The sequence below is a fragment of the Streptomyces sp. NPDC051133 genome (genome assembly GCF_040682635.1).
In the GTDB taxonomy this organism is placed as follows: domain Bacteria; phylum Actinomycetota; class Actinomycetes; order Streptomycetales; family Streptomycetaceae; genus Streptomyces.
On record NZ_JBFBBK010000007.1, the window covers coordinates 122,030 to 144,221 of the forward strand.

At 72.1% G+C, this 22,192-nt stretch carries 17 protein-coding genes and 1 pseudogene; 3 read left to right on the plus strand and 15 right to left on the minus strand.

Annotated elements, in window-relative coordinates:
- Nucleotides 1-185 precede the first annotated feature (185 nt).
- Genes galK through galT form a run of 3 tightly spaced genes read right to left on the minus strand, consistent with a single transcriptional unit; the run spans nucleotide 186 to nucleotide 3,360 of the window.
- The gene (galK, locus tag AB0N17_RS10480; RefSeq protein ID WP_366010782.1) at nucleotides 186-1,340 is read right to left on the minus strand and encodes a galactokinase; all 1,155 of its coding nucleotides are present in this window, start codon (nucleotides 1,338-1,340) and stop codon (nucleotides 186-188) included.
- On the minus strand, nucleotides 1,340-2,302 hold the full coding sequence (galE, locus tag AB0N17_RS10485; protein ID WP_366010783.1) for a UDP-glucose 4-epimerase GalE: 963 nt from the start codon (nucleotides 2,300-2,302) through the stop codon (nucleotides 1,340-1,342). Before galE ends, galK begins: the two co-directional genes overlap by 1 nt.
- Entirely contained in the window at nucleotides 2,299-3,360 is a 1,062-nt protein-coding gene (galT, locus tag AB0N17_RS10490; protein WP_366010784.1) for a galactose-1-phosphate uridylyltransferase, read from the minus strand. The genes galE and galT overlap by 4 nt, the downstream gene beginning before the upstream one ends.
- A 177-nt stretch (nucleotides 3,361-3,537) precedes the next feature.
- Here galT and AB0N17_RS10495 point away from each other — a divergent pair, with 177 nt between their 5' ends.
- A complete protein-coding gene (locus tag AB0N17_RS10495) occupies nucleotides 3,538-5,229 on the plus strand; it encodes a sodium:solute symporter family protein (RefSeq protein WP_366010785.1) in 1,692 nt (563 codons plus the stop codon).
- Between the two features lie 21 nt (nucleotides 5,230-5,250).
- Entirely contained in the window at nucleotides 5,251-5,586 is a 336-nt protein-coding gene (locus AB0N17_RS10500; RefSeq protein WP_366010786.1) for a hypothetical protein, read from the plus strand.
- Nucleotides 5,587-5,709: 123 nt separating this feature from the next.
- On the opposite strand, the gene AB0N17_RS10505 is transcribed toward AB0N17_RS10500, so the two are convergent.
- The 12 genes and pseudogenes from AB0N17_RS10505 to rsmI form a co-directional block, all read right to left on the minus strand.
- On the minus strand, nucleotides 5,710-6,393 hold the full coding sequence (locus AB0N17_RS10505; protein WP_366010787.1) for a response regulator transcription factor: 684 nt from the start codon (nucleotides 6,391-6,393) through the stop codon (nucleotides 5,710-5,712).
- A 227-nt stretch (nucleotides 6,394-6,620) separates the two neighbouring features.
- The gene (locus AB0N17_RS10510) at nucleotides 6,621-8,600 is read right to left on the minus strand and encodes a PQQ-binding-like beta-propeller repeat protein (protein ID WP_366010788.1); all 1,980 of its coding nucleotides are present in this window, start codon (nucleotides 8,598-8,600) and stop codon (nucleotides 6,621-6,623) included.
- 80 nt (nucleotides 8,601-8,680) lie between these two features.
- Complete coding sequence (locus AB0N17_RS10515; protein ID WP_366010789.1) at nucleotides 8,681-10,483, minus strand: PQQ-binding-like beta-propeller repeat protein; 1,803 nt, start codon at nucleotides 10,481-10,483, stop codon at nucleotides 8,681-8,683.
- A gap of 236 nt (nucleotides 10,484-10,719) precedes the next feature.
- A complete protein-coding gene (locus AB0N17_RS10520; RefSeq protein WP_366010790.1) occupies nucleotides 10,720-12,528 on the minus strand; it encodes an ABC-F family ATP-binding cassette domain-containing protein in 1,809 nt (602 codons plus the stop codon).
- Between the two features lie 48 nt (nucleotides 12,529-12,576).
- A complete protein-coding gene (locus AB0N17_RS10525; RefSeq protein WP_366010791.1) occupies nucleotides 12,577-13,833 on the minus strand; it encodes a hypothetical protein in 1,257 nt (418 codons plus the stop codon).
- A 215-nt stretch (nucleotides 13,834-14,048) separates the two neighbouring features.
- Nucleotides 14,049-14,168: pseudogene (locus tag AB0N17_RS10530) on the minus strand (4-(cytidine 5'-diphospho)-2-C-methyl-D-erythritol kinase); the annotation flags it as partial.
- Nucleotides 14,169-14,298: 130 nt separating this feature from the next.
- Nucleotides 14,299-15,210, minus strand: coding sequence for a 4-(cytidine 5'-diphospho)-2-C-methyl-D-erythritol kinase (locus AB0N17_RS10535; RefSeq protein ID WP_366010792.1), 912 nt, complete (start codon nucleotides 15,208-15,210; stop codon nucleotides 14,299-14,301).
- Nucleotides 15,207-16,076 (minus strand): 16S rRNA (adenine(1518)-N(6)/adenine(1519)-N(6))-dimethyltransferase RsmA, encoded by an 870-nt coding sequence (rsmA, locus tag AB0N17_RS10540; RefSeq protein WP_366010793.1) that lies wholly within the window; start codon nucleotides 16,074-16,076, stop codon nucleotides 15,207-15,209. Before rsmA ends, AB0N17_RS10535 begins: the two co-directional genes overlap by 4 nt.
- Nucleotides 16,077-16,182: 106 nt before the next feature.
- The gene (locus AB0N17_RS10545; protein WP_366010794.1) at nucleotides 16,183-17,556 is read right to left on the minus strand and encodes a ubiquitin-like domain-containing protein; all 1,374 of its coding nucleotides are present in this window, start codon (nucleotides 17,554-17,556) and stop codon (nucleotides 16,183-16,185) included.
- Nucleotides 17,557-17,713: 157 nt separating this feature from the next.
- On the minus strand, nucleotides 17,714-18,610 hold the full coding sequence (locus AB0N17_RS10550; RefSeq protein ID WP_366010795.1) for a TatD family hydrolase: 897 nt from the start codon (nucleotides 18,608-18,610) through the stop codon (nucleotides 17,714-17,716).
- 52 nt (nucleotides 18,611-18,662) lie between these two features.
- Nucleotides 18,663-19,058 (minus strand): hypothetical protein, encoded by a 396-nt coding sequence (locus tag AB0N17_RS10555; protein WP_366010796.1) that lies wholly within the window; start codon nucleotides 19,056-19,058, stop codon nucleotides 18,663-18,665.
- Nucleotides 19,059-19,330: 272 nt separating this feature from the next.
- Nucleotides 19,331-20,179, minus strand: coding sequence for a 16S rRNA (cytidine(1402)-2'-O)-methyltransferase (gene rsmI, locus AB0N17_RS10560; protein ID WP_366010797.1), 849 nt, complete (start codon nucleotides 20,177-20,179; stop codon nucleotides 19,331-19,333).
- A 104-nt stretch (nucleotides 20,180-20,283) separates the two neighbouring features.
- On the opposite strand from rsmI, the gene AB0N17_RS10565 reads away from it, so the two are divergent.
- Nucleotides 20,284-22,032 (plus strand): phospholipid carrier-dependent glycosyltransferase, encoded by a 1,749-nt coding sequence (locus tag AB0N17_RS10565; protein ID WP_366010798.1) that lies wholly within the window; start codon nucleotides 20,284-20,286, stop codon nucleotides 22,030-22,032.
- Nucleotides 22,033-22,192: the final 160 nt, after the last annotated feature.

Sequence of the window (22,192 nt, forward strand, 5' to 3'; positions counted from 1 at the left end):
AGCCGATACCCGAGCGCATGACCGATCGCCTCGGCCCGACCCTGCACGGCCGCCGACCCCCGGATCTCGACCTGCCCCCGCCCGTCGAACCGGGACCGGATCTCGTCGTCCGTCATCGGCGGTGCCTCCCGTGAAAGAGCGTCAGCCCCGCACAGGTGTGCGGGGCTGACGACGCTAGCGGAAACTCAGACCACCCGCCGCGCCCCCGCCGCGGGCACCGCCTCGAAGACGCGGGGGGTCGTGAAGTCCGCGGTGGCGAAGGCCTCTTCGAGGGTCTTGGTGAGAGTGTCCACGTCGGTGGCCTCCGTCAGGACGATCGCCGAGCCGCCGAAGCCGCCGCCGGTCATGCGGGCGCCCAGGGCCCCGGCGGACAGGGCCGTGTCCACGACCAGGTCCAGCTCGGGGCAGGAGATGCGGAAGTCGTCGCGCAGCGAGGCGTGGCCCTCGGTGAGGACGGGGCCGATCGCCCGGGTCCCGCCCGCGCGCAGGAGTTCCACCACCCGCTCGACCCGCCGGTCCTCCGTCACGACGTGGCGGACCAGGCGGACCGCCTCCTCGTCGTCGCCGAGACGGGCCAGGGCCGCGTCCAGGTCGGCGTACGCGATGTCACGCAGGGCGTCCACGCCCAGCAGGGCCGCGCCCCGCTCACAGCCCGCGCGGCGCTTGCCGTACTCGCCGCCGCTGTGGGCGTGCTTGACCTGGGTGTCGACCACCAGCAGGCGCAGGCCCTCGGCCGCCAGGTCGAAGGGGATCTGCTGCTGGGACAGGTCCCGGGTGTCCAGGAACAGGGCGTTCCCGGCCTGGCAGCAGGCCGACGCCGTCTGGTCCATGATGCCGGTCGGCGCGCCGACGTAGACGTTCTCGGCGCGCTGGCACAGGCGGGCCAGCTGCCAGCGCTGCAGGCCGAGGCCGTACAGGTCGTTCAGCGCCAGGGCGATCACGACCTCCAGGGCGGCGGAGGAGGACAGGCCCGCGCCGGTCGGGACGGTCGAGGCCAGATGGATGTCCGCGCCGGTGACCTCGTGGCCCGCCTCGCGCAGCGCCCAGACCACGCCCGCCGGGTACGCCGTCCAGGCGTCGTCGCTCTGCGGTGCCAGGGCGTCGAGCGAGAGTTCCGCGACGCCGCCCCCGACGTCCGCCGAGTGCAGGCGCAGGACGCCGTCGGTGCGGCGGGAGACGGCCGCCGTCGCCCGGTGCGGCAGGGCGAAGGGCATCACGAAGCCGTCGTTGTAGTCGGTGTGCTCACCGATCAGGTTGACCCTGCCCGGCGCCGCCCACACGCCCTCCGGCTCCGTCCCGTACAGCTCGGCGAAGCGCTCCCGGACCCGCTGTGCCCCCACTAGTGCTCCCTCGTGACGTTCTGCGCGAACTCCCACGCGTCCGCGACGATCCCCGCGAGATCCGCGCGGGACGGGTTCCAGCCCAGCTTCTCGCGGGCGGCGGCCGCGGAGGCGACCAGGACCGCGGGGTCGCCGCCCCGGCGCGGGGCGACCACCTCGGGGATCGGGTGGCCGGTGACCTTGCGGACGGTCTCGATGACCTCGCGGACCGAGAAGCCGCTGCCGTTGCCGAGGTTGCAGATCAGGTGCTCGCCGGGCGCGGCGGCCCGCAGGGCCAGCAGATGGGCCTCGGCCAGGTCCGCGACGTGGATGTAGTCGCGGACGCAGGTGCCGTCCGGGGTCGGGTAGTCGTCGCCGTAGACCGAGATCGCGTCGCGGCGGCCCTGGGCGACCTGGAGGACCAGCGGGATCAGGTGCGACTCCGGGTCGTGGCGCTCGCCCTGGGCGCCGTACGCGCCGGCCACGTTGAAGTAGCGCAGCGACACCGCGGCCAGGCCGTGGGCGGCCGCCTCGCTGGTGATCATGTGGTCGACGGCCAGCTTGGTGGCGCCGTAGGGGTTGGTCGGCCTGGTCGGGGCGGTCTCGACGATCGGGACCTGCTCCGGCTCGCCGTAGGTGGCCGCCGTGGAGGAGAAGACCAGCTTGCGCACACCCGCCTCGCGCATCGCGGAGAGCAGGGCCATGGAGCCGCCGACGTTGTTGTCCCAGTACTTCTCCGGCTTCACCACCGACTCGCCGACCTGCGAGGACGCGGCGAAGTGCAGCACGCCGTCGTAGGAGGCGTCGAGCCACTCGCCCGCCTCGCGGATGTCGCCCTCGACGAACGCGGCACCGGCCGGGACGCCCTCGCGGAAGCCGGTGGAGAGGTTGTCGAGGACGGTGACCTCGTGGCCGGCCTCCAGCAGATGCTGCGCCACGACACTGCCGACGTAACCCGCGCCACCCGTCACCAGGTACTTCATGAACTCGCTACCTCTCGCAGTCGCTCGGCCGCGCGTTCCGGCGGCACGTCGTTGATGAACACGTTCATGCCGGACTCGGAACCCGCGAGAAACTTCAGCTTGCCGGAAGTGCGGCGGATGGTGAAAAGCTCGAGGTGGAGCGCGAAGTCGTCGCGCACGACACCGTCGAACTCCGCCAGGGCGCCGAACGGAGCCTGGTGCCAGGCCGCGATGTACGGCGTCGGCGGCTCATCGGTGCCGAAGATCCGGTCGAAGCGCCTCAAGAGTTCCAGATAGACCTGGGGGAACTCTGTGCGCGCGGCCTCGTCCAGGGCGAGCAGGTCCGGAACGCGGCGCTTCGGGTACAGGTGGACCTCGTACGGCCAGTGCGCCGCGTACGGCACGAAGGCCGCCCAGTGTTCACCCTCCAGGACGAGCCGGTCCCCGGCCAGTTCCCGCTCCAGGACGGCGTCGAAGAGGTTCTCCCCGCCGGTCGCGTCCTTGTGGGCGGCCAGCGAGCGGAGCATCAGCGCGGTGCGCGGGGTGGTGAACGGGTAGGCGTAGATCTGTCCGTGCGGGTGGCCCAGGGTCACGCCGATCTCGGGACCCCGGTTCTCGAAACAGAAGACCTGCTCGACGCAGGGCAGGTGCGACAGCTCGGACGTCCGGTCGGTCCAGGCGTCCAGCACCAGCCGCGCCTGTTCCCCCGTGAGGTCGGCGAAGGAGGCGTCGTGGTCGGAGGTGAAGCAGACGACCTCGCAGCGCCCGGAGTCGCCGGCGAGGGAGGGGAACCGGTTCTCGAAGACGACGACGTCGTAGGAAGAGTCCGGGATCTCGCTCAGCCGTTCGCCCCGCGTCGGGCACAGCGGGCACTCGTCGGCCGGCGGATGGTACGTACGGCCCTGGCGGTGCGAGGCGACGGCGATGGAGTCGCCGAGCAGCGGGTCGCGGCGGATCTCGGACGTCGTGTGGGTCCGCTCCAGCGGGCGGCGGTCGACGGCGTCCCGCACCCGGTCGTCGCGCAGGTCGTAGTAGATCAGCTCACGACCGTCGGCCAGCCGGGTCGAGGTCTTCTTCACGCCGGACTCCTCACGTCCCGCACCCAATCACTCAACACAATCAAACATAACAGACCACACTCGACCACCCCGAGGATCATCACAATCAAACAAAGAACATCAACAGAAGTGTTCAAATACTGAACGCGGCGGCGTAGGTTCCGCACTGATCAGTTCGCGCGACGAAGCGAGTTCTCCATGCAAACCCCCACAGACGCCCATACGTATCTGGCGGCGGGCCTACGGCTCCCGACCAACGGGCTCGACTACACGATCCTCGGCATCTACTTCCTCGTCGTCCTCGGCATCGGCTTCGCGGCCCGCCGCTCGGTGAAGACCAGCCTGGACTTCTTCCTCTCCGGACGCTCGCTGCCCGCCTGGATCACCGGCCTCGCCTTCATCTCGGCGAACCTGGCGGCCACCGAGATCCTGGGCATGGCCGCGAACAGCGCCCAGTACGGCGCCTACACCGTCCACTGGTACTGGATCGGCGCCATCCCCGCCATGGTCTTCCTGGGCCTGGTGATGATGCCCTTCTACTACGGCAGCAAGGTCCGCTCGGTCCCCGAGTTCCTGCTGCTGCGCTTCGACCGGGCCGCTCACCTGCTCAGTTCGATCCTGTTCGCCTTCGCCGCCATCCTGATCGCCGGTGTCAACCTCTACGCCCTCGCGATCGTCGTCGAGGCCCTGCTCGGCTGGCCGCAGTGGGTGGCCATCGTCGTCGCCGGCGCCTTCGTGCTCGCGTACATCACCCTGGGCGGCCTGTCCTCGGCGATCTACAACGAGGTGCTGCAGTTCTTCGTGATCCTGGCCGCGCTCATCCCGATCACCGTGCTCGGCCTGAAGAAGGTCGGCGGCTGGAACGGGCTCACCCACAAGCTCACCGCGACGCACGGCGCCGACTTCACCACGGCCTGGGGCGGCACCGGCATCGGCCACGCCAACCCGCTCGGCGCCAACTGGCTGACCATCGTCCTCGGCCTCGGCTTCGTGCTCTCCTTCGGCTACTGGACCACCAACTTCGCCGAGGTGCAGCGCGCCCTGTCCGCCAAGAACCTCTCCGCAGGGCAGCGGACCCCGCTGATCGCCGCCTACCCCAAGATCTTCATCGTCTTCCTGGTGATGATCCCGGGCCTGGTCGCCGCCGCGATCGTCCCGAAGTTCGGCACCCCGGCCTCCGGCTACCAGTACAACGACGCCATCCCGTACCTGATGCAGGAGCTGCTGCCCAACGGCGTGCTCGGCATCGCCGTCACCGGTCTGCTGGCGGCCTTCATGGCGGGCATGGCGGCCAACGTGTCGTCCTTCAACACGGTGTTCACCACCGACATCTGGGCGAAGTACGTGGTGCGGGGCCGCGAGGACGCGTACTACGTGCGCTTCGGCCGGCTGATCACCGTGGTCGGCGTCCTCGCCTCCATCGGCACGGCGTTCCTGGCGTCCTCGTTCTCGAACATCATGAGCTACCTGCAGACGCTGTTCTCCTTCTTCAACGTGCCGATGTTCGTCGTGTTCATCGTCGGCATGTTCTGGAAGCGCGCGTCCGCCAAGTCCGGCTTCTGGGGCCTGCTCGCCGGCACCACGGCCGCCATGATCAACTACTTCGTCTTCTACAAGAAGGGGATCATCTCCATCCCCTCCGACCAGGGCGCCAACTTCGTCTCCGCGATCGCCGGGTTCGTCGCCGGCGCGGTCGTGATGGTCGCGGTCTCCCTGTTCACCGAGCCGAAGCCGGCCCGGGAGCTCCAGGGCCTCGTCTACGGCACCCGCTCCCCCGGCATGTCCGAACCGCCCGCGCCCGGCGACGAGGCCTGGTACCGCAAGCCGGCCCTGCTGGGCTGGGGCGCGGTCGTGCTCGCCGCCGCCTGCTACATCCCGTTCTCGTTCTGACGCGGGAGGATCGAGGAAATCATGAACGAACACTCCGACCGCCCGCACGAGCAGTTCCACTACTCGGAGGAGGACGTCCAGCGCGAGGTCACCGACCTGGAGAGCAAGTCGGCGACCGCGGCCCGCATCTTCGACCTGCGCCGCATCATCGGCGGCCTGTTCGTGGTCTACGGCATCATCGTCACGATCACCGGCATCACCGACTCCCAGTCCGCGATCGACAAGGCGCAGGGAGTCAACATCAACCTCTGGACCGGGATCGGCATGCTCCTGCTGGGCATCTTCTTCCTGGCCTGGCTGAAGCTGAGGCCTGCGGCGCCTCGGCCGCTTCCTCCGGAGGGTTCGCCGGAGGAGTGACCGTCGGTCAGGGGACGGTCCCGCCGTAGGGCTGTGGACCGTCCCCGGCTACGGGTACGTCGTGGCCGATCGCGCCCGCGCGGCGGAGCCGCAGATCGACACAGCCCCGCGCCCCCAGGGCGTCTAGTCGGAACCGGAGGTCAACGGCCCCGCCCGGTCCAGCAAGCCGGTCCGGGCCGCCAGGGCCGCCGCCTCCAGGCGGGAGCCCACGCCCAGTTTCATCAGGACCCGTTGGACATGGGTGCGGGCCGTGCTCGGTGCGATGCCCATGCCCGCCGCGATCAGCCGTGTGTCCTCGCCGTCGGCCACCCGCACCAGCACCTCCACCTCCCGCGGCGTCAGCATCTCCAGCAGCCGCTGCGCCTCGTCGTCGGGCTGCGCCGCCGGATTGAGCAGCTCGCCGAACGCCCCCTGGAGCAGCTGCGGAGCCACCGCCGCCTCCCCCGCGCGGGCCTTCATGATGGCCCGCTCGACCCCCTCGATCCGCTCGTCGTGCCGCACGTACCCGGACGCGCCCGCGGCGAACGCCGCCGCGATGCCCCGCGGCGAGGGCACCGGCCCCAGCACCAGCACCGCCACCTGCGGCCGCTCCCGCTTGATCTTCACCACCGGGTCGAACACCCCCGGCTCGGCCGGTGCCGCCGTACCCAGCAGGCACACCTCCGGCGCCCGCGCGATCACCAGGTCCGCCGCGCCCGCGGCCGGCGCCGCCGCGGCGAGCACCCGGTGCCCGCGCAGCTTCAACGCCGACGCCAACGCCTCCGCGAGCAGGCGATGGTCGTCGACGACCATGAGCCGCACTCCCATCGAGCAACCCCCCAGTCCCCCCCGTGGATGCCCCACTATGGACGTCCACCGGTCCGCTGGGACAGAGCGCCCCCCGGCACCCGGCCCCTTCATGCCCCCGGAAGCTACACGCTTGTTCGACGTCGCGCTGCCCCTCTTGATGAGAAGTGCCCCGGATCGATGAAATCCGGGGCACTTCTCGGCAAGTCACCCATTCGGGCGAGACGGCATCAGGCGTCGGCGAACGGTCAGCCCTTGGGGCCGAACGCCATCGCCAGGACCTCCTTCTCGTTCGTGGAGTCCGCCTTGTGGGCGAAGACTTCCGACATGTACAGCCGGCCGTGCCCGAAGAGGATCTCCGAGTAGTCCGGCGACATGCTGGTCTCCACGTCCCGCACGGTCGAGTTGGCCGGGTTCTCCAGCAGCTTGGTCTCCTTGAAGGAGCCGCCGTCGATGCTGACGATCTGGCCGCCCTTGTCGTACGGCGGGCGCTTGTAGGCGATCAGGCTGCCGCCGTCCATGCGCAGTGGGGAGATCGTGTAGCCGTCGCCGGCCTCGGCGCGCTGCCCGGTCTGCTTCCCGGTGGTCAGGTCGAAGGCGAGGATCTCGTTGGTCCTGCTGTACTGGCCGGACCCGTCGTGCTCCTCGGTCGGCACGTACAGCTTGCCGTCGCCCGCGACGATCTCCTTGCAGCCGTCGACGGTGTCGATGCCGTCGCAGCGGCCGCCGTAGGTGTCGGCGGGCGCGGAGATGCGGGTGATCAGCTTGCCGGTCTTGCCGTCGATGGAGAAGTAGTCCGAGACACCGCTGCCGTCGCCGGCGCTGTCGCCGACGTCGGCGGCCACCACCAGCGGGTCGGTGGAGACGATGGAGGCGTACTCGATGCCCGAGTCCATCTTGTACTCGGAGATCACCTTCCCGGACTTCGGGTCGATGTTCTGGATGTGCAGCTGCTTGTTGTCGTAGCCGCCGCACTTGCGCACCGCGACCAGCTTGGCGCCGCCGCCGTACCCGGCGTCGTAGCAGGTGTCGTCCGGCTTCGGCTGCCACAGCGTCTTGCCGGAGTCGATGTCGAACGCGGCGCCGCCGTCGGTGCTGCCGACCGCGACGGTGTGCTGGGCGACCGTCACGTTGTCCAGACTGGCCGTGTAGTCACCGGACTTGACCGTCTTCGTCCACAGCTTGGTGCCCGTGTCGAGGTCGATCGCGGCGACCTGGCTGCAGCCCGCGGAGGAGTTCTTCGCGGGCATCTTCGGCTGGAAGAGGACCGCCGTACGGTTGTCGGAGCTGACCTGGGTGCTGGCCGCGCAGACCGGGCCGGGCAGCTTGACCGTCCACAGCTTGCCGCCCTTGACCGGGTCGTAGCCGACGATCTCGGCGACGCCGCTCTTGGCGTACACCTTGTCGGTCAGCCACGAGCCGGAGGTGTCGGTCGTGTCGTCGGCCTTGGGCATCGGGACCTGGAAGAGCACCTGGGAGGCGGGGTCGGCCGGCGCCTTCTCCTTGCCGCCGGTGGACGTGCCCCCGGAGCCGCCCTTGTCGCCGCCCGTGCCCCCGCCGGAGGAGGCGGTGTGGTGCCGCTTGCCGTCGTCACCGGAGGACTTGGCGTACCAGAGGCCGCCGCCGACGATCAGCGCGATCACGACGACCGCCGCGACGACGATGAAGAGCACGGTGTTGTTCCGGCCGCCGCCCGTCCCCGACTGCGGCTGCATCGGCATCGTCGGCTGCTGCCCCGGATAGCCGTAGCCGGGATAGCCGTAGCCCGGCTGCCCGGGCTGTCCGGGCTGCATCGGCTGGGTGGGCCGGCCGTACGGGCCCTGCGGCTGGCCGTACGGGCCCTGCGGCTGCCCGTAGGCCGGGGGCTGCTGGGCGTACGGGTTCTGCTGCGCGCCGGGGTAGCCGTATCCGGGCTGGGGCGGCTGCGGGGCCGGAGCGCCGGCCTGCGGGTAGCCGTACGCGGGCTGCGGCGGCTGCGGCGGCTGCACGGGCGGACCCGCCGGGGCCGCGGGAGCCGCAGGGGCCGCGGGGGCCGCGGGCGGCTTGTCCAGCGGGATCGGGGCGGCCGCCGGCTGCTGGTCCTGCGGGGCAGGCGGAGCCGCGGGCGGCTGGTCCTGCGGGGCCGGCGCGGGCGGGGTCTGCGGCGGGGGCGGCGGGGTGTTCGGCGGGCCGAAGCCGCCGCCCTGCTGCGGGGGCTGGTGGGGTGGCGGAGGGGGCGGCTGGGTCATGACGCGGGTACCTCGGTGAAGCTCGGACGGCCGGACGGCTCAGCGGACTCGGACTCTACGGAAAGGGCGGGAAGCCGGGCTCAGTTGCCGAAGGCCATGATCAGCTTCTCCTTCGCGTCGTCGTTTCCGTTCAGCCGGCCGGAGGAGATGAAGAACCGCCCGCCGGACCAGTCGAGGACGCTGTCGTAGAAGGTGTCCTCGATCTCGGCGGTGCCGGACGGGTTCTGCAGCAGCTTGGCCGCCTTGTGGGAGGAGCCGCCGACCGGGATCGAGACGACCTGGCCGCCCGTGTCGTACGACGGCTGCACATACGCGATGAGCTTGCCGCCCTCCACCTTGACCGGCGACATCGGCTCGTCCGCGGGGGACTTGGCGCGCCACTTCGCCTTGCCGTCGGCCAGGCCGATGGCGACGATCTCGTTGGCGCTGCTCGTGGAGTCCGTGGGCAGGTAGAGCGTGTCGCCGTCGACGGCGACGCCCTGGCAGCCCTGCAGGTCGCGTTCGAGGATCGCCCAGCCGCAGCGCGGCGCGAACTTCTCGTCGACCGTGACCTGCGAACGGAACTTCCCGTCCTTGGCGAAGGCCGAGATGTTCCAGGCCTTCTTGTCCTGGTTGGTCAGGTAGACGACGAGCGGGTCGACGGAGTACGTCCGCGACACCTTCCAGCCCTTCTTGACCTTCTGGGTCCACCTCGCCTTACCGGTGGCCGGGTCGAGTTCCTGGATCTCGTCGTGCTCGGTGCTCGTGCCGGCGCCGCAGGAGGCCACCTGGATCAGCCGGCCGGTGCCGCCCGCGTACGCGTCCGGGAAGCAGGCGGAGCCGTACTTCTTCTTGTCGTACAGCTTCTTGCCGCTGTCGATGTCGTACGCCGTGCCCGACTGCGAACGGGCCACCATCAGCGTCTTCCCGCTCACGGTCAGCTCGACGTTCAGCGCGCTGTCGAACAGCTCGCCGTCGGCGACCTCGCCGCTCCAGCCCTTCTTGCCGGTGGTCAGGTCGATCTGCTGCAGCTGGTTGCACTTGGCGCTGTCACCGGGGCCGCTCTCGTACGCCACGACGACCTTGCCGTCGGCCGACTTCTGCGGGGTGACCGCGCAGATCTTCTGCGGGAAGGCGATCGGCCCCCAGGCGGCCTTGCCGTCGCCGGCGCCGAAGGCGAAGACCTGCTTGTACGCCGCCTTCACCACCGTGGAGCCGGTGACCCACAGACCGGGCGCGTCGGCACCCGAACCCGGTGCGTCCGGCGCCGACTTGTACCAGAGGACCTTCGCCTCGCCGGGCTTGCGGCCCTCGTTGAAGTTCTCCGGGTCGTCACCGCCGCCGCTCGACGGGCTCGGGGTGGCGGACGCCGAGGCGGAGGGCTTCGGGTCGTCGCTCTGCTGGGCGACCGCCTTCTTCTTGCCGTCGTCGTCCCCGCCGCCGGCCACCGCGTACACGGTGCCGCCGATGACGAGCAGCGCGGCCACCGCGGCACCGATGAGCAGAGCCGGCTTCGTCCTGGACCCCGGCGCGGGGGCGCCCGGCGGGGTGCCGGGCATGCCCGGGTACGGCTGCTGCGGGTACCCGCCACCGAAACCGGGCTGGGGCGCCGCCCCGTACGGGCCGGGATGCTGGGGCTGCTGGGGCTGCTGCGGGTAGCCGTAGGGCCCCGGGGCGCCGTACGGGCCCGGCGCGCCGGGCACGGGCGGGGCGCCGTAGGGGCCGGGCTGCTGCGGGTAGCCGTAGCCGGGCTGGGGCTGCTGCGGCGGGGCCGCGGGCGGCTGGGGCGGGGCGGCCGGCGGCTGCGCCGGAGGAGGGGGTGCGCCGAATCCGCCGCCCTGTGGCGGCTGGTCCTGTGGCGCTCCGAAACCGCCGTGCGGCGGCTGGTTGGGCGGCTGAGTCATCAGCGTTCTTCCCCCTCGTTCACTGATTTTTAGCCACGCCCTGAGGTTCGTGATGGACCCAAGGTCGTATTCAGAAGTAGTCAGACGGCTCTTTCTATCACCCGGCGCAGACAGCACACGGGGCCGTGCCCTCCCCTGTTCCCAAGGGAGAACCGGCCCGTGATGCCGTCGTTATGCGCCTTCACGCCCCCTTCACGCGGCGCACGCGCCCCCCCCGGCGCGAGATGCCGGACAGGTCAGGCGTCCTCCGCCAATTCCAGCCAGCGCATTTCCAGTTCCTCGCGCTCACCGGCCAGCTCCCGCAGCTGCGCGTCCAGTTCGGCCACCTTCGCGAAGTCGGTGGCGTTGTCGGCGATCTGAGCGTGCAGCTTGGACTCCTTCTCGGAGACCTTGTCCAACTGGCGCTCGATCTTCTGCAGTTCCTTCTTGGCGGCGCGCTGGCCGGCGGCGCTCTTCTCCGTCGTGGCCGGCCTGGGGGCCGCGGCGGCGGCCTGCGTGGCGACCGTCTCCTCCATGCGCCGGCGCCGCTCCAGGTACTCGTCGATGCCGCGCGGCAGCATCCGCAGGGCGCCGTCGCCGAGGAGGGCGAACACGCGGTCCGTGGTGCGCTCGACGAAGAACCGGTCGTGGGAGATGACGATCATCGAGCCGGGCCAGCCGTCGAGGACGTCCTCGAGCTGGGTGAGGGTCTCGATGTCGAGGTCGTTGGTGGGCTCGTCGAGGAAGAGGACGTTGGGCTCGTCCATGAGGAGGCGCAGGAGCTGCAGGCGGCGGCGCTCACCGCCGGAGAGGTCCCCCACCGGCGTCCACTGCTTCTCCTTGCCGAAGCCGAACGTCTCGCACAGCTGCCCGGCGGTCATCTCGCGCCCCTTGCCGAGGTCGACGCGCTCGCGGACCTGCTGGACGGCTTCCAGGACCCGCGTGTTCGGGTTCAGCTCCGCGACCTCCTGGGAGAGGTAGGCGAGCTTGACGGTCCTGCCGACGGCGACCCGGCCGGCGGCCGGCTGCTCCTCGCCCCCGGTGCGGGCCGCCGCCGCCATGGCGCGCAGCAGGGAGGTCTTCCCGGCGCCGTTGACGCCGACGAGACCGATCCGGTCGCCGGGGCCCAGCTGCCAGGTCACGTGCTTGAGCAACACCTTGGGGCCGGCCTGCACGGTGACGTCCTCCAGGTCGAAGACGGTCTTGCCCAGCCGTGAGGAGGCGAACTTCATCAGCTCGGAGCTGTCCCGGGGCGGCGGCACGTCGGCGATCAGCTCGTTGGCGGCCTCGACCCTGAATCGGGGCTTGGACGTCCGCGCGGGCGCCCCGCGCCGCAGCCAGGCCAGCTCCTTGCGGATCAGGTTCTGCCGCTTGGCCTCCTCGGTGGCGGCGATCCGCTCGCGCTCGGCACGCGCGAAGACGTAGTCCGAGTAGCCGCCCTCGTACTCGTAGACGTCACCGCGCTGCACGTCCCACATGCGGGTGCAGACCTGGTCCAGGAACCACCGGTCGTGGGTCACGCAGACCAGCGCCGAGCGGCGGTCGCGCAGGTGGGCGGCGAGCCAGGCGATGCCCTCGACGTCGAGGTGGTTGGTGGGCTCGTCCAGGACGAGCAGGTCCTGTTCCTCGATGAGCAGCTTGGCGAGCGCGATACGGCGCCGCTCGCCACCGGAGAGCGGCCCGATGACGGTGTCGAGCCCCTTGGGGAAGCCCGGCAGGTCCAGGCCGCCGAAGAGCCCGGTCAGTACGTCCCTGACCTTGGCGTTGCCCGCCCACTCGTGGTCGGCCATGTCGCCGATGACCTCGTGCCGGACGGTGGCGGCGGGGTCGAGGGAGTCGTGCTGCGTCAGCACGCCGAGGCGCAGCCCGCCGGAGTGCGTGACGCGCCCGGTGTCGGCCTCCTCCAGCTTGGCGAGCATCCGGATGAGGGTGGTCTTGCCGTCGCCGTTGCGCCCGACGACGCCGATCCGGTCCCCTTCCGACACACCGAGCGAGACGCCGTCGAGCAGGGCACGGGTGCCGTACACCTTGCTGACGTTCTCGACATTGACCAGGTTGACGGCCATTTCACTCCTGCCCGGGGGGATGGATCGACCATCCAGGGTAGTCGGAGGTCAGCCGTCGTCCTTCTGCTCCTTCCCACGCCGCTGGTGGTACCAGACCGCCAGCAGCGGCAACGATTCGGCGTCCATGCCGGGCTCCAGGGGTCCGATGCGGTGTTCGAGCTCCACGCAGCGCGGGTCGTCGCGGTGGGCCAGGGCCGCGACCGCGTACGCGCGCGTGCGCTGCCGCTCGTCGTGCGTGAGCTCCACCAGTACGTTCCCGGTCTCCGGCTCGCGGCCCCGGTAGTGCGACAACCAGAAGCAGACGCGGTCGCGTACGTCGGGGTCCGGGTCGCGGGCCAGGGTGAGGACGGCGGCCAGGCCCTCCGGGCGCAGCGCGTCCTCGTCGCCGTCCAGCAGTTCGGGCACGTGGCTGCGGATCCGGGGGTCGGGGTGCGTCACGTGCGCCAGGCCGATGGCGTCGGTCTCGGGGCCGCGCATCCACGTCAGAAGGTCGAGCAGGACGTCGAGCACCTCCGTGTCCCGCTCCCGCTCGGCCCAGGGAACGAACTCGCGGGCCCGGTCCTGGAGGGTGGGCTCGCGGCGCTGGGCGTCCGCGACGATCGTGCTCAGCAGCACGTCCGCGGCGAAGAGCCGGAGCAGCGGATCGGGATCGCGGCCGAGCCGGGTGGCCTCGGACCAGGTCTCGTCGTCCAGCCGCGCACCCAGCGCCAGCATCGATTCCGTCCACACCTCGTGGTGGCGGTCCGGGCGGGTCAGGGCGCGTGCGAGCAGTTCGGCGAAGGGCGTGCGCAGCCGCAGCCTCGCCTCCAGGGCGGTGAGGAAGGCCGCGTGCCCGTCGCACAGCGTCAGGCCGCCGAGGGTGAGCCGCTCGTACCAGCAGCCGATGTCGTCCTGCTGCCGGGTCCGCCCGGCCGGGCCCGGCAGGCCGGTTCGGCGCCGCAGTTCGGCCTCGGGGTCGATGCCCGCCAGGCGGCGGGCGTGGTCGAGCAGTTCCTCGCGCGCCGGCCCGGGGCGCAGCGCGATGTCGGGGAAGACGGCCCGGGCGAGCCGCGGCGAGCCGCCGTCCATCGCCCGCAGCAGCGGGGTGGTGCCGTCGGGCAGCCGGCGCAGCGGGTCGGCCCCGCCCTGCACCAGGGCCTCGGCGACCGGCTCGTCGTCCGCGGCGATCGCCCGGCACAGCACCGGCAGGCCCGTGCTCCCGTCGGCGGTGTCCGGATCGGCGCCGGCCTGGAGCAGCTCCCGGACCCGTCCGGCGTCCCCGCGCCGTACGGCCTCGACGAGCCGGTCCGGTTCCCCCGTGTCCATGTGTGCGCTCCCCCCTGCCCGCCCGCGCCGGAAGCGGCCGAGGGAGCGGAGCCTAGAGCGCCCCTGCCGTCGGCGCAGCCGTATTACCGCTCACCGCACGGAGGCATGGTCGATCACCGTGGCGCCCGGCGCGGGGCACGTCGCCGTGCGCACTGCCCGGCAGGTACCCGAGGAGCGGAGAGCATCGGCGATCTTCGCGGCGGCCTCGGGGTGGCTCACCGCGCGGAGGCGTGAAGGGTCACCGTGGCGCCCGGCGCAGGAGCCGTCGCCGTGCGCACCGTCCGGCAGGTACCCGAGGAGCGGAGAGCATCGGCGATCTTCGCGGCGGCCTCGGGGTGGCTCACCGCACGGAGGCGTGGAGGGTCACCGTGGCGCCCGGCGCAGGAGCCGTCGCCGTGCGCACCGCCCGGCAGGTACCCGAGGAGCGGAGAGCATCGGCGATCTTCGCGGCGGCCTCCGGGTGGCTCACCGCGCGGAGGCGTGAAGGGTCACCGTGGCGCCCGGCGCGGGGGCCGTCGCCGTGCGCACCGTCCGGCAGGTGCCGGAGAAGCGGAGAGCGTCGGCGATCTTCGCGGCGGCCTCGGGGTCGCGCGCGAGGAAGGCGGTCGTGGGCCCCGATCCCGAGACCAGCGCGGTGAGGGCGCCGGCGCCGCGGCCCGCGTCCAGCGTGTCGGCGAGCTCCGGGAACAGGGACAGGGCCGCGGGCTGGAGATCGTTGGAGACGGCGGCGGCCAGCGCGTCCGCGTCCCCCTTCGCCAGCGCCTCCAGCAGTTCCGCCGAAGCCACCGGCTCCGGAATCTCCCGTCCCTCGGCCAGCCGGTCGAACTCGCGGAAGACCGCCGGGGTCGACAGCCCCCGCTCGGCCATCGCGAACACCCAGTGGAAGGTGCCACCGGTCTCCAGGGCGGTCAGCTGCTCGCCCCGCCCGATGCCCAGAGCCGCCCCGCCGACCAGGCTGAACGGCACGTCGCTGCCCAGCTCGGCGCAGATCGCGAGCAGTTCGGCCCGCGAGGCGCCCGCGCCCCACAGCGTGTTGCAGGCGAGCAGCGCGCCCGCGCCGTCCGCGCTGCCGCCCGCCATGCCGCCGGCGACCGGGATGTCCTTGGCGATGTGGATGTGCACGGCCGGTTCGATGCCCCGCCGTCCGGCGAGCGCGAGCGCGGCGCGCGCGGCGAGGTTGGTGCGGTCCAGGGGTACCTGGTCGGCGCCGGGGCCCTCGCAGGTGATCCGGAGCTCGTCCGCGGGGGTCACCGTGACCTCGTCGTAGAGGCCGACGGCGAGGAAGACGTTGGCGAGGTCGTGGAACCCGTCGGGGCGGGCGGCGCCGACCGCGAGCTGGACGTTGACCTTGGCGGGAACGCGTACGGTGACGCTCACGTGCCGGACTCCTTGTGTTCGGCGATGGACGCGAACTCCTCCACCGTCAGCGACTCCCCGCGCGCCTGCGGCGAGACCCCGGCGGCGACCAGGGCCGCCTCGGCGGCGGCGGCGGATCCGGCCCAGCCGGCGAGCGCGGCGCGCAGGGTCTTGCGGCGCTGCGCGAAGGCCGCGTCGATCACGGCGAACACCTCCCGCCTGGAGGCCGTCGTCTTGATCGGCTCGGCCCGCCGGACGAGGGAGACCAGCCCGCTGTCGACGTTCGGCGCGGGCCAGAAGACGTTGCGGCCGATGGCGCCGGCCCGCTTCACCTCGGTGTACCAGTTGGCCTTCACGGACGGCACGCCGTACACCTTCGAGCCGGGGGCGGCGGCGAGCCGGTCGGCGACCTCGGACTGCACCATGACGAGGGTGCGCTCGATGCTCGGGAAGGTTTCGAGCATGTGCAGCAGCACGGGTACGGCGACGTTGTAGGGGAGGTTCGCCACCAGGGCCGTCGGCGGGGGGCCGGGCAGCTCGGTGACGTGCATCGCGTCGGAGTGGACCAGCGCGAACCGGTCGGCGCGGGCCGGCATGCGCGCGCCGATGGTCGCGGGGAGGGCGGCGGCGAGGACGTCGTCGATCTCGACGGCCGTGACCCGGTCGGCGGCCTCCAGCAACGCGAGGGTGAGGGAGCCGAGCCCCGGGCCGACCTCGACGACCACGTCGTCCGGGCGGACCTCGGCGGTGCGGACGATACGGCGGACCGTGTTGGCGTCGATCACGAAGTTCTGGCCGCGCTGCTTGGTGGGACGGACACCGAGCGCTGCCGCCAGCTCACGGATGTCGGCCGGGCCGAGGAGGGCGTCGGGGGTGGGGCTGCTCACGGGACAAGGGTACGGGGGTCCACCGGGCCGGGTTGCCAGGTCCCCCGGCCCCGGGGGTGCCTCCCGGGCCCGCGGGGCGCCAGGGGGGCGCACGCGGGCCCCCGGATCAGCCGCGCAACCGCGTCCCGCAGTGCGGCCACGGGCTGGCCCCCCGGCTCACGTACAGCTTCTTCGCGCGGAACGTCTGCTCCTGCGCCGGCGCGTCCTGGGGCCGGCCGGTGCCGCCGAGGCTGTGCCAGGTGTGGGTGTCGAACTGGTAGAGCCCGCCGTACGTCCCCGAGGGGTCGACCGCGTGCGGGCGGCCGCCGGACTCGCAGGCGGCGAGGGCGCTCCAGTTCAGGTTCTCGGCGCCGTCCACCGAGGGCGGCAGCGGCTTGGTGCCCACCTTCACCAGCTGCCTGCGCGGCCCCCGCACCGTCTCGGAGGTCTCCCGGCGCGGCTTCTGCCGGACGCCGTTGACGGTGCGCAGCAGGTAGGTGTCCCGCCGCAGTCCGGGCTGTCCGGGCCGGGCGACGACCTCGATGCCCTTGAAGAGGGAGGGGTCCTCGACCCGCTCGACGTCGAACGGGATCTGCTCCTCGCGCACCTCCCGGGTGCCGCTGATGCGCAGCACGGTCACCGTCTGGCCGTCGCGCGGGAAGCTGTCGGGCGGGACGGAGGTGGTGTCCTCGCCGTGCAGGACGATCCCGGCCTCCTCGACGGCCTCGCGGACCGTGGCCGCGTTGGTGCGGATGGTGCGGGTACGGCCGTCCGCCATGACCGTGACGGCGCGCTCGGTGCGCACGTCGAGCGCGAGTCCGGCGCGTCCGATGCTCTGCGAGCGTGAGGTCGACAGATACGCGCCCTCGGCGCGCACCCCCAGCTCGTCGAGCGCCCCCTCGACCGTGTGCGCCGTCGTCCACACCTCGTGCCGCCGGCCGTCCAGCGTGAGCCGTACCGGGCGCCCGTAGCGGACCGCGACGGCGTCCCCGCTGGCGAGGGCCTCGCCGGGGCCGGGCGCGATCATGTCGTGCGCCCCGACGTGCACGCCCTGCTCGGCGAGCAGCTCGCTCACGTCGTCGGCGAAGGTGTGCAGGGTGCGCGGCCGGCCGTCGACGCTCAGCTCGATCGCCTTGTCCTTGGCGACGAACGCGGTGGTGCCGCCGGCCAGGAAGGCCACCACCAGCGCCTGCGGCAGCAGGCGGCGCACCGCGGACTCCGGGCGCTCGGCACCGCGTGCCCTGCGCCGGCGCGCGGCACGCCCGTCCATCCCCTGGGGCGGTCCGGTCACCCCATCGAGTGGCTCCGGTTCCTCCGCGGTCACCGGTACGGGCACGGTCATCGTCCGCCGCGGCGGCACCGGCTCGGTGACGAAGTACGCCTGGGCCTCGTAAGCGGGCCGGTAGGTGTCCTCGTACAGGCCGTAGGGCAGGGTCTCCGCGGTGTGCACGGAGGCGTCATGACCGTACGGCTCGTACGTCTCGTACTGCGACTTGCTCACGCCGACACGCTCCAGGGAGCCAGAGGGGTCCGGTTCGGGCGACCAGAACCTAGCGGAGCGGCCGTGACTCTCCAAAGCGACGCAGATACGTACAGTTGCGCGGTGCTCAGCAGTGCTTCAGTAGTGCTCTGTAGTGCTCTGTAGTGCTCTGTAGTGCTCAGTAGTCGAAGGCGCGGGCGGTGTTGGCGCCCAGGGCCGTCGCCAGCGCGTCCTCGTCGATGCCGCGGACGGCGGCCATCGCGCGGACCGTGACCGGGACGAGGTACGGCGCGTTCGGCCGTCCGCGGTAGGGCGCGGGGGTCAGGAACGGCGCGTCGGTCTCGACGAGGACCAGCTCCAGCGGGGCGACGGCGAGGGCGTCGCGCAGGTTCTGGGCGTTCTTGAAGGTGACGTTGCCGGCGAAGGACATGAAGTAGCCCTCGCGGGCGCAGACCGCGGCCATGTCGGCGTCGCCGGAGTAGCAGTGGAAGACGGTGCGCTCGGGGGCGCCCTCCTCCCGCAGGATCCGCAGGACGTCGGCGTGGGCGTCCCGGTCGTGGATGACCAGGGCCTTGCCGTGCCGCTTGGCGATCTCGATGTGGGCGCGGAAGGACCGCTCCTGCGCGGCCTTGCCCTCCGGGCCCGTGCGGAAGTGGTCGAGTCCCGTCTCCCCGACGCCCTTCACCTGGGGCAGCCCGGCGAGCCGGTCGATCTCGGCGAGGGCCTCGTCCAGCGCCGCGTCCCCGCCCGGCTCGCGGGCGCCCTGCCGAGACCATCCGTCGGGGTCGCCGTGGACGATGCGCGGGGCCTCGTTGGGATGCAGGGCGACCGCGGCGTGGACGCTGTCGTACGCGGCGGCCGTCTCGGCGGCCCAGCGTGAGCCCTTGATGTCGCAGCCGACCTGGACGACCGTCGTCACGCCCACCGACGCGGCCTTGGCGAGGCCCTCCGCGACCGTGCCGGACTGCATGTCGAGGTGGGTGTGCGAGTCGGCGACGGGCACCTGGAGGGGCGCCGGGAGCGGCGGGGCCGTGTGCTTGTCGTCCTTGGGGCTCTGGCCGGCGTTCGAAGGCATGCCCCGATCCTACGAAAGGACCATGCCCGCCCCGCGGGGCCCCGCAGCAGGCTCAGCCCGCCTTGCGGAAAGGGTGGAGGAGGTCGGACAGGTGCCAGTGGTGCGGCTCCTCGGTCCGCCCGGGCACCTGCGGTGCCTCGACCGGGCCCGCCTGCGGCACGGAGTGGTGCCGGCCGGCGCCCCGCGCCGACGAGACCTGGCCCGCGCGCATGATCCGCACGACGTGGCCGTCGCAGTTGTGGCAGCTGGGCCGGCTCAGCGGCGACGGCACGACCCGGCCGTCGGCCACGTACAGCACGAACTCGTGCCCGTCGCCGTCCGTGTGGTGCTCTATCTCGTACGACTGCTCCCAGCCGTGCCCGCACCTCATGCAGGCGAACGCGTACGACTCGTGAACGACGGCTGTGGCAGTACCACGGAGGCCGGGCTGCCCTGCGAGCTCACTCATGCCAGCTCCTCTTGTTCCGCTGGACAAACGCCCCGCGACGGGGCGTCTCTTCAACCAGTGGACTCTTCCGCCGGCGTGAACGCAGCAGGGCTGTCGAGTGTTGGAGCCGATTTGGGCGTTCCTTGCAGAAACCGCCCTCTTCCACCCCGCTGGGCTTTGCCATCGAAGACAGCCCTTTGCCGTCCCATGGCGCGTCCGCTCACACGAGAACGGCCCTGCTCACAGGGGGTTTCCCGAGCGCCCGGCGCGCTGCTCAGCCACCGGCGCGCCGCTCAGCCACCGGCGCGCTTGGCCGCCACCACCGCGTCGAACACGACCCGCTTCGGCACTCCCGCCTCGACGGCGACCGCGGCGATCGCCTCCTTGCGCCGCTCCCCCGCCTCCTCCCGCACCCGCACCCGGCGGACCAGCTCCTCCGCGTCCAGCTCCTCGGGCCCGGTCTCGGGCGCGCCCTCGACGACGACGGTGATCTCCCCGCGCACGCCCTGCGCGGCCCACTCCGCCAGCTCGGCCAGCGGACCGCGCCGTACCTCCTCGTACGTCTTGGTCAGCTCGCGGCAGACGGCGGCCCGCCGGTCCGCGCCGAAGACCTCCGCCATGGCGGCGAGGGTGTCGTCGAGCCGGTGCGGGGCCTCGAAGTAGACCAGCGTGCGCCGCTCGGCCGCGACCTCCCGCAGCCGGGACAGCCGCTCGCCCGCCTTGCGCGGCAGGAAGCCCTCGAAGCAGAACCGGTCGACGGGCAGCCCGGACAGGGCGAGCGCGGTGAGCACGGCGGACGGACCCGGTACGGCGGTCACCCGGATGTCCTGCTCGACGGCCGCCGCCACCAGCCGGTACCCGGGGTCGGAGACCGACGGCATGCCGGCGTCCGTGACGAGCAGCACACGCGCGCCGCCGGCCAGTTCCTGCACCAGCTCGGGCGTGCGGGCGGATTCGTTGCCCTCGAAGTACGACACCACGCGCCCCTTGGGGGTCACGCCCAGCGCCTGGGTGAGCCGGCGCAGCCGCCGGGTGTCCTCCGCGGCCACCACGTCGGCGCCGGCCAGCTCCTCGGCCAGCCGGGGCGGCGCGTCCGCGATGTCACCGATGGGGGTACCTGCCAGGACAAGGGTTCCAGTCACGCCCCCATCCTCCCAGGGCCGTCTCACCGGGGGAAAACGGCCGCATCCCGATCGGTACCCCACATGCACGGGACTCCCACAGCACCGTTCCCTACGATGGCGCGGTGACCAGTACCGCGTCCTCCATGGACCTCCGGCAGGGCCAGGCACCGCACGACGAGCAGCCGTCGTGGCAGCGGCGGCTGCGCCGATTCGGGTACACACCGGCCGAGGACGCGCCGGCGGGCGACGTACGGGACCGGCTGGTGCCCCCGTACGCCGAGCCGAGCTCCCGGCTGTGGGCGGCACTCGGCGCCTCGCCGGTCCTCGCCGACCGGATCCGGCGCTGGTCGGGCTGGGGCGGGCCGCTGCTGGTGACGCTGATGGCGGGCCTGATGCGGTTCTGGAACCTGGGCAGCCCGCGCGCGGTGATATTCGACGAGACGTACTACGCCAAGGACGCCTGGGCGCTCGTGCACCGCGGCTACGAGGTCAACTGGGACAAGAACGCCAACGACCTCGTCCTGCAGACGCACGGCCATCTGGCGATCCCGACGGACGCGGCCTACGTCGTGCACCCGCCGGTCGGCAAGTACGTGATCGGGCTGGGCGAACTGCTCTTCGGGTTCGACCCGTTCGGCTGGCGCTTCATGACCGCGCTGCTGGGCACCCTGTCCGTGCTGCTGCTGTGCCGGATCGGGCGGCGGATCTTCCGCTCGACGTTCCTCGGCTGCCTGGCGGGCGCGCTGATGGCGGTGGACGGCCTGCACTTCGTGATGAGCCGGACCTCGCTGCTCGACGGCGTGCTGATGTTCTTCGTGCTGGCCGCGTTCGGCTGTCTGGTCGTCGACCGGGACAGGTCACGGGAGAAAATCGCCGCCGCGCTGCCCGCCGGCCCCGACGGGCGCGTCCGCCCGGACGTGCACGTCGGCGACACCTTCCGCTTCGGGCTGCGCCCCTGGCGCTGGGCGGCCGGGCTGATGCTGGGTCTGGCGATCGGCACGAAGTGGAACGGCCTGTACATCCTGGCCGCGTTCTGTGTGATGGCGGTGCTGTGGGACGTCGGCGCGCGGAAGGTGGCCGGTGCCCGGCATCCGTACCTGGCGGTCCTGAAGTACGACACCGGCCTCGCCTTCGTGGCGACGGTCCCGGTGGCGATCGTCGTCTACGTGGCCTCCTGGACCGGCTGGATCCTCTCCCCCACGAACGGCAGCGGCGGCTACTTCCGCAACTGGGCGGCCACCGACGGCAAGGGCGGCGGCTGGACCTTCCTGCCGGACTGGCTGCGCAGCCTGTGGCACTACGAGCACGAGGTGTACGAGTTCCACGTCGGGCTGACGTCCCCGCACACCTACCAGTCCAACCCGTGGAGCTGGATCGTGCTGGGCCGCCCGGTGTCGTACTTCTACGAGTCCCCCAACCCCGGCGCCGACGGCTGCCCGGCGGACGCGGGCCAGAAGTGCGCCCGGGAGGTGCTGGCGATCGGCACGCCGCTGCTGTGGTGGGCGGCCTGTTTCGCGATCCTGTACGTGCTGTGGCGCTGGGCGTTCCGCCGCGACTGGCGGGCGGGCGCGATCGCCTGCGGCATCGCGGCCGGCTATCTGCCGTGGTTCCTGTACCAGGAGCGGACGATCTTCCTCTTCTACGCGGTCGTCTTCGTGCCGTTCCTGTGCCTGGCGGTGGCGATGATGATCGGCGCGATCGTCGGCCCACCGGGCTCCAGCGACACCCGCCGCGTGGTCGGCGCGTCGGCGGCGGGCGTGCTGGTGCTGCTGATCGCCTGGAACTTCATCTACTTCTGGCCCCTGTTCACGGGCGAGGCGATCCCGATGGACCAGTGGCGCTCGCGGATGTGGCTGGACACCTGGGTCTAGCCGGGCGGACCCGCCACGAGGGCGCGGCGGCCGGCCGCGCCCTCGTGGTCGTTGTCGGTCGTCAGTGGCTACTACCGGCCGCCCTCGGACGGCCCCGAGACGGCCCGGCTACGGCACCACGGCAGATTTACAGACCGCGCGATGGCCAGCGTCTGGGCTG

What these genes read in the sequence shown, in the direction of transcription:
- galE (WP_366010783.1), bottom strand. Translation starts at nt 2,302, where the DNA reads ATGAAGTACCTGGTGACGGGTGGCGCGGGTTACGTCGGCAGTGTCGTG.
- AB0N17_RS10495 (WP_366010785.1), top strand. Translation starts at nt 3,538, where the DNA reads ATGCAAACCCCCACAGACGCCCATACGTATCTGGCGGCGGGCCTACGG.
- AB0N17_RS10500 (WP_366010786.1), top strand. Translation starts at nt 5,251, where the DNA reads ATGAACGAACACTCCGACCGCCCGCACGAGCAGTTCCACTACTCGGAG.
- AB0N17_RS10505 (WP_366010787.1), bottom strand. Translation starts at nt 6,393, where the DNA reads ATGGGAGTGCGGCTCATGGTCGTCGACGACCATCGCCTGCTCGCGGAG.
- AB0N17_RS10510 (WP_366010788.1), bottom strand. Translation starts at nt 8,600, where the DNA reads ATGACCCAGCCGCCCCCTCCGCCACCCCACCAGCCCCCGCAGCAGGGC.
- AB0N17_RS10515 (WP_366010789.1), bottom strand. Translation starts at nt 10,483, where the DNA reads ATGACTCAGCCGCCCAACCAGCCGCCGCACGGCGGTTTCGGAGCGCCA.
- AB0N17_RS10520 (WP_366010790.1), bottom strand. Translation starts at nt 12,528, where the DNA reads ATGGCCGTCAACCTGGTCAATGTCGAGAACGTCAGCAAGGTGTACGGC.
- AB0N17_RS10525 (WP_366010791.1), bottom strand. Translation starts at nt 13,833, where the DNA reads ATGGACACGGGGGAACCGGACCGGCTCGTCGAGGCCGTACGGCGCGGG.
- AB0N17_RS10550 (WP_366010795.1), bottom strand. Translation starts at nt 18,610, where the DNA reads ATGCCTTCGAACGCCGGCCAGAGCCCCAAGGACGACAAGCACACGGCC.
- AB0N17_RS10555 (WP_366010796.1), bottom strand. Translation starts at nt 19,058, where the DNA reads ATGAGTGAGCTCGCAGGGCAGCCCGGCCTCCGTGGTACTGCCACAGCC.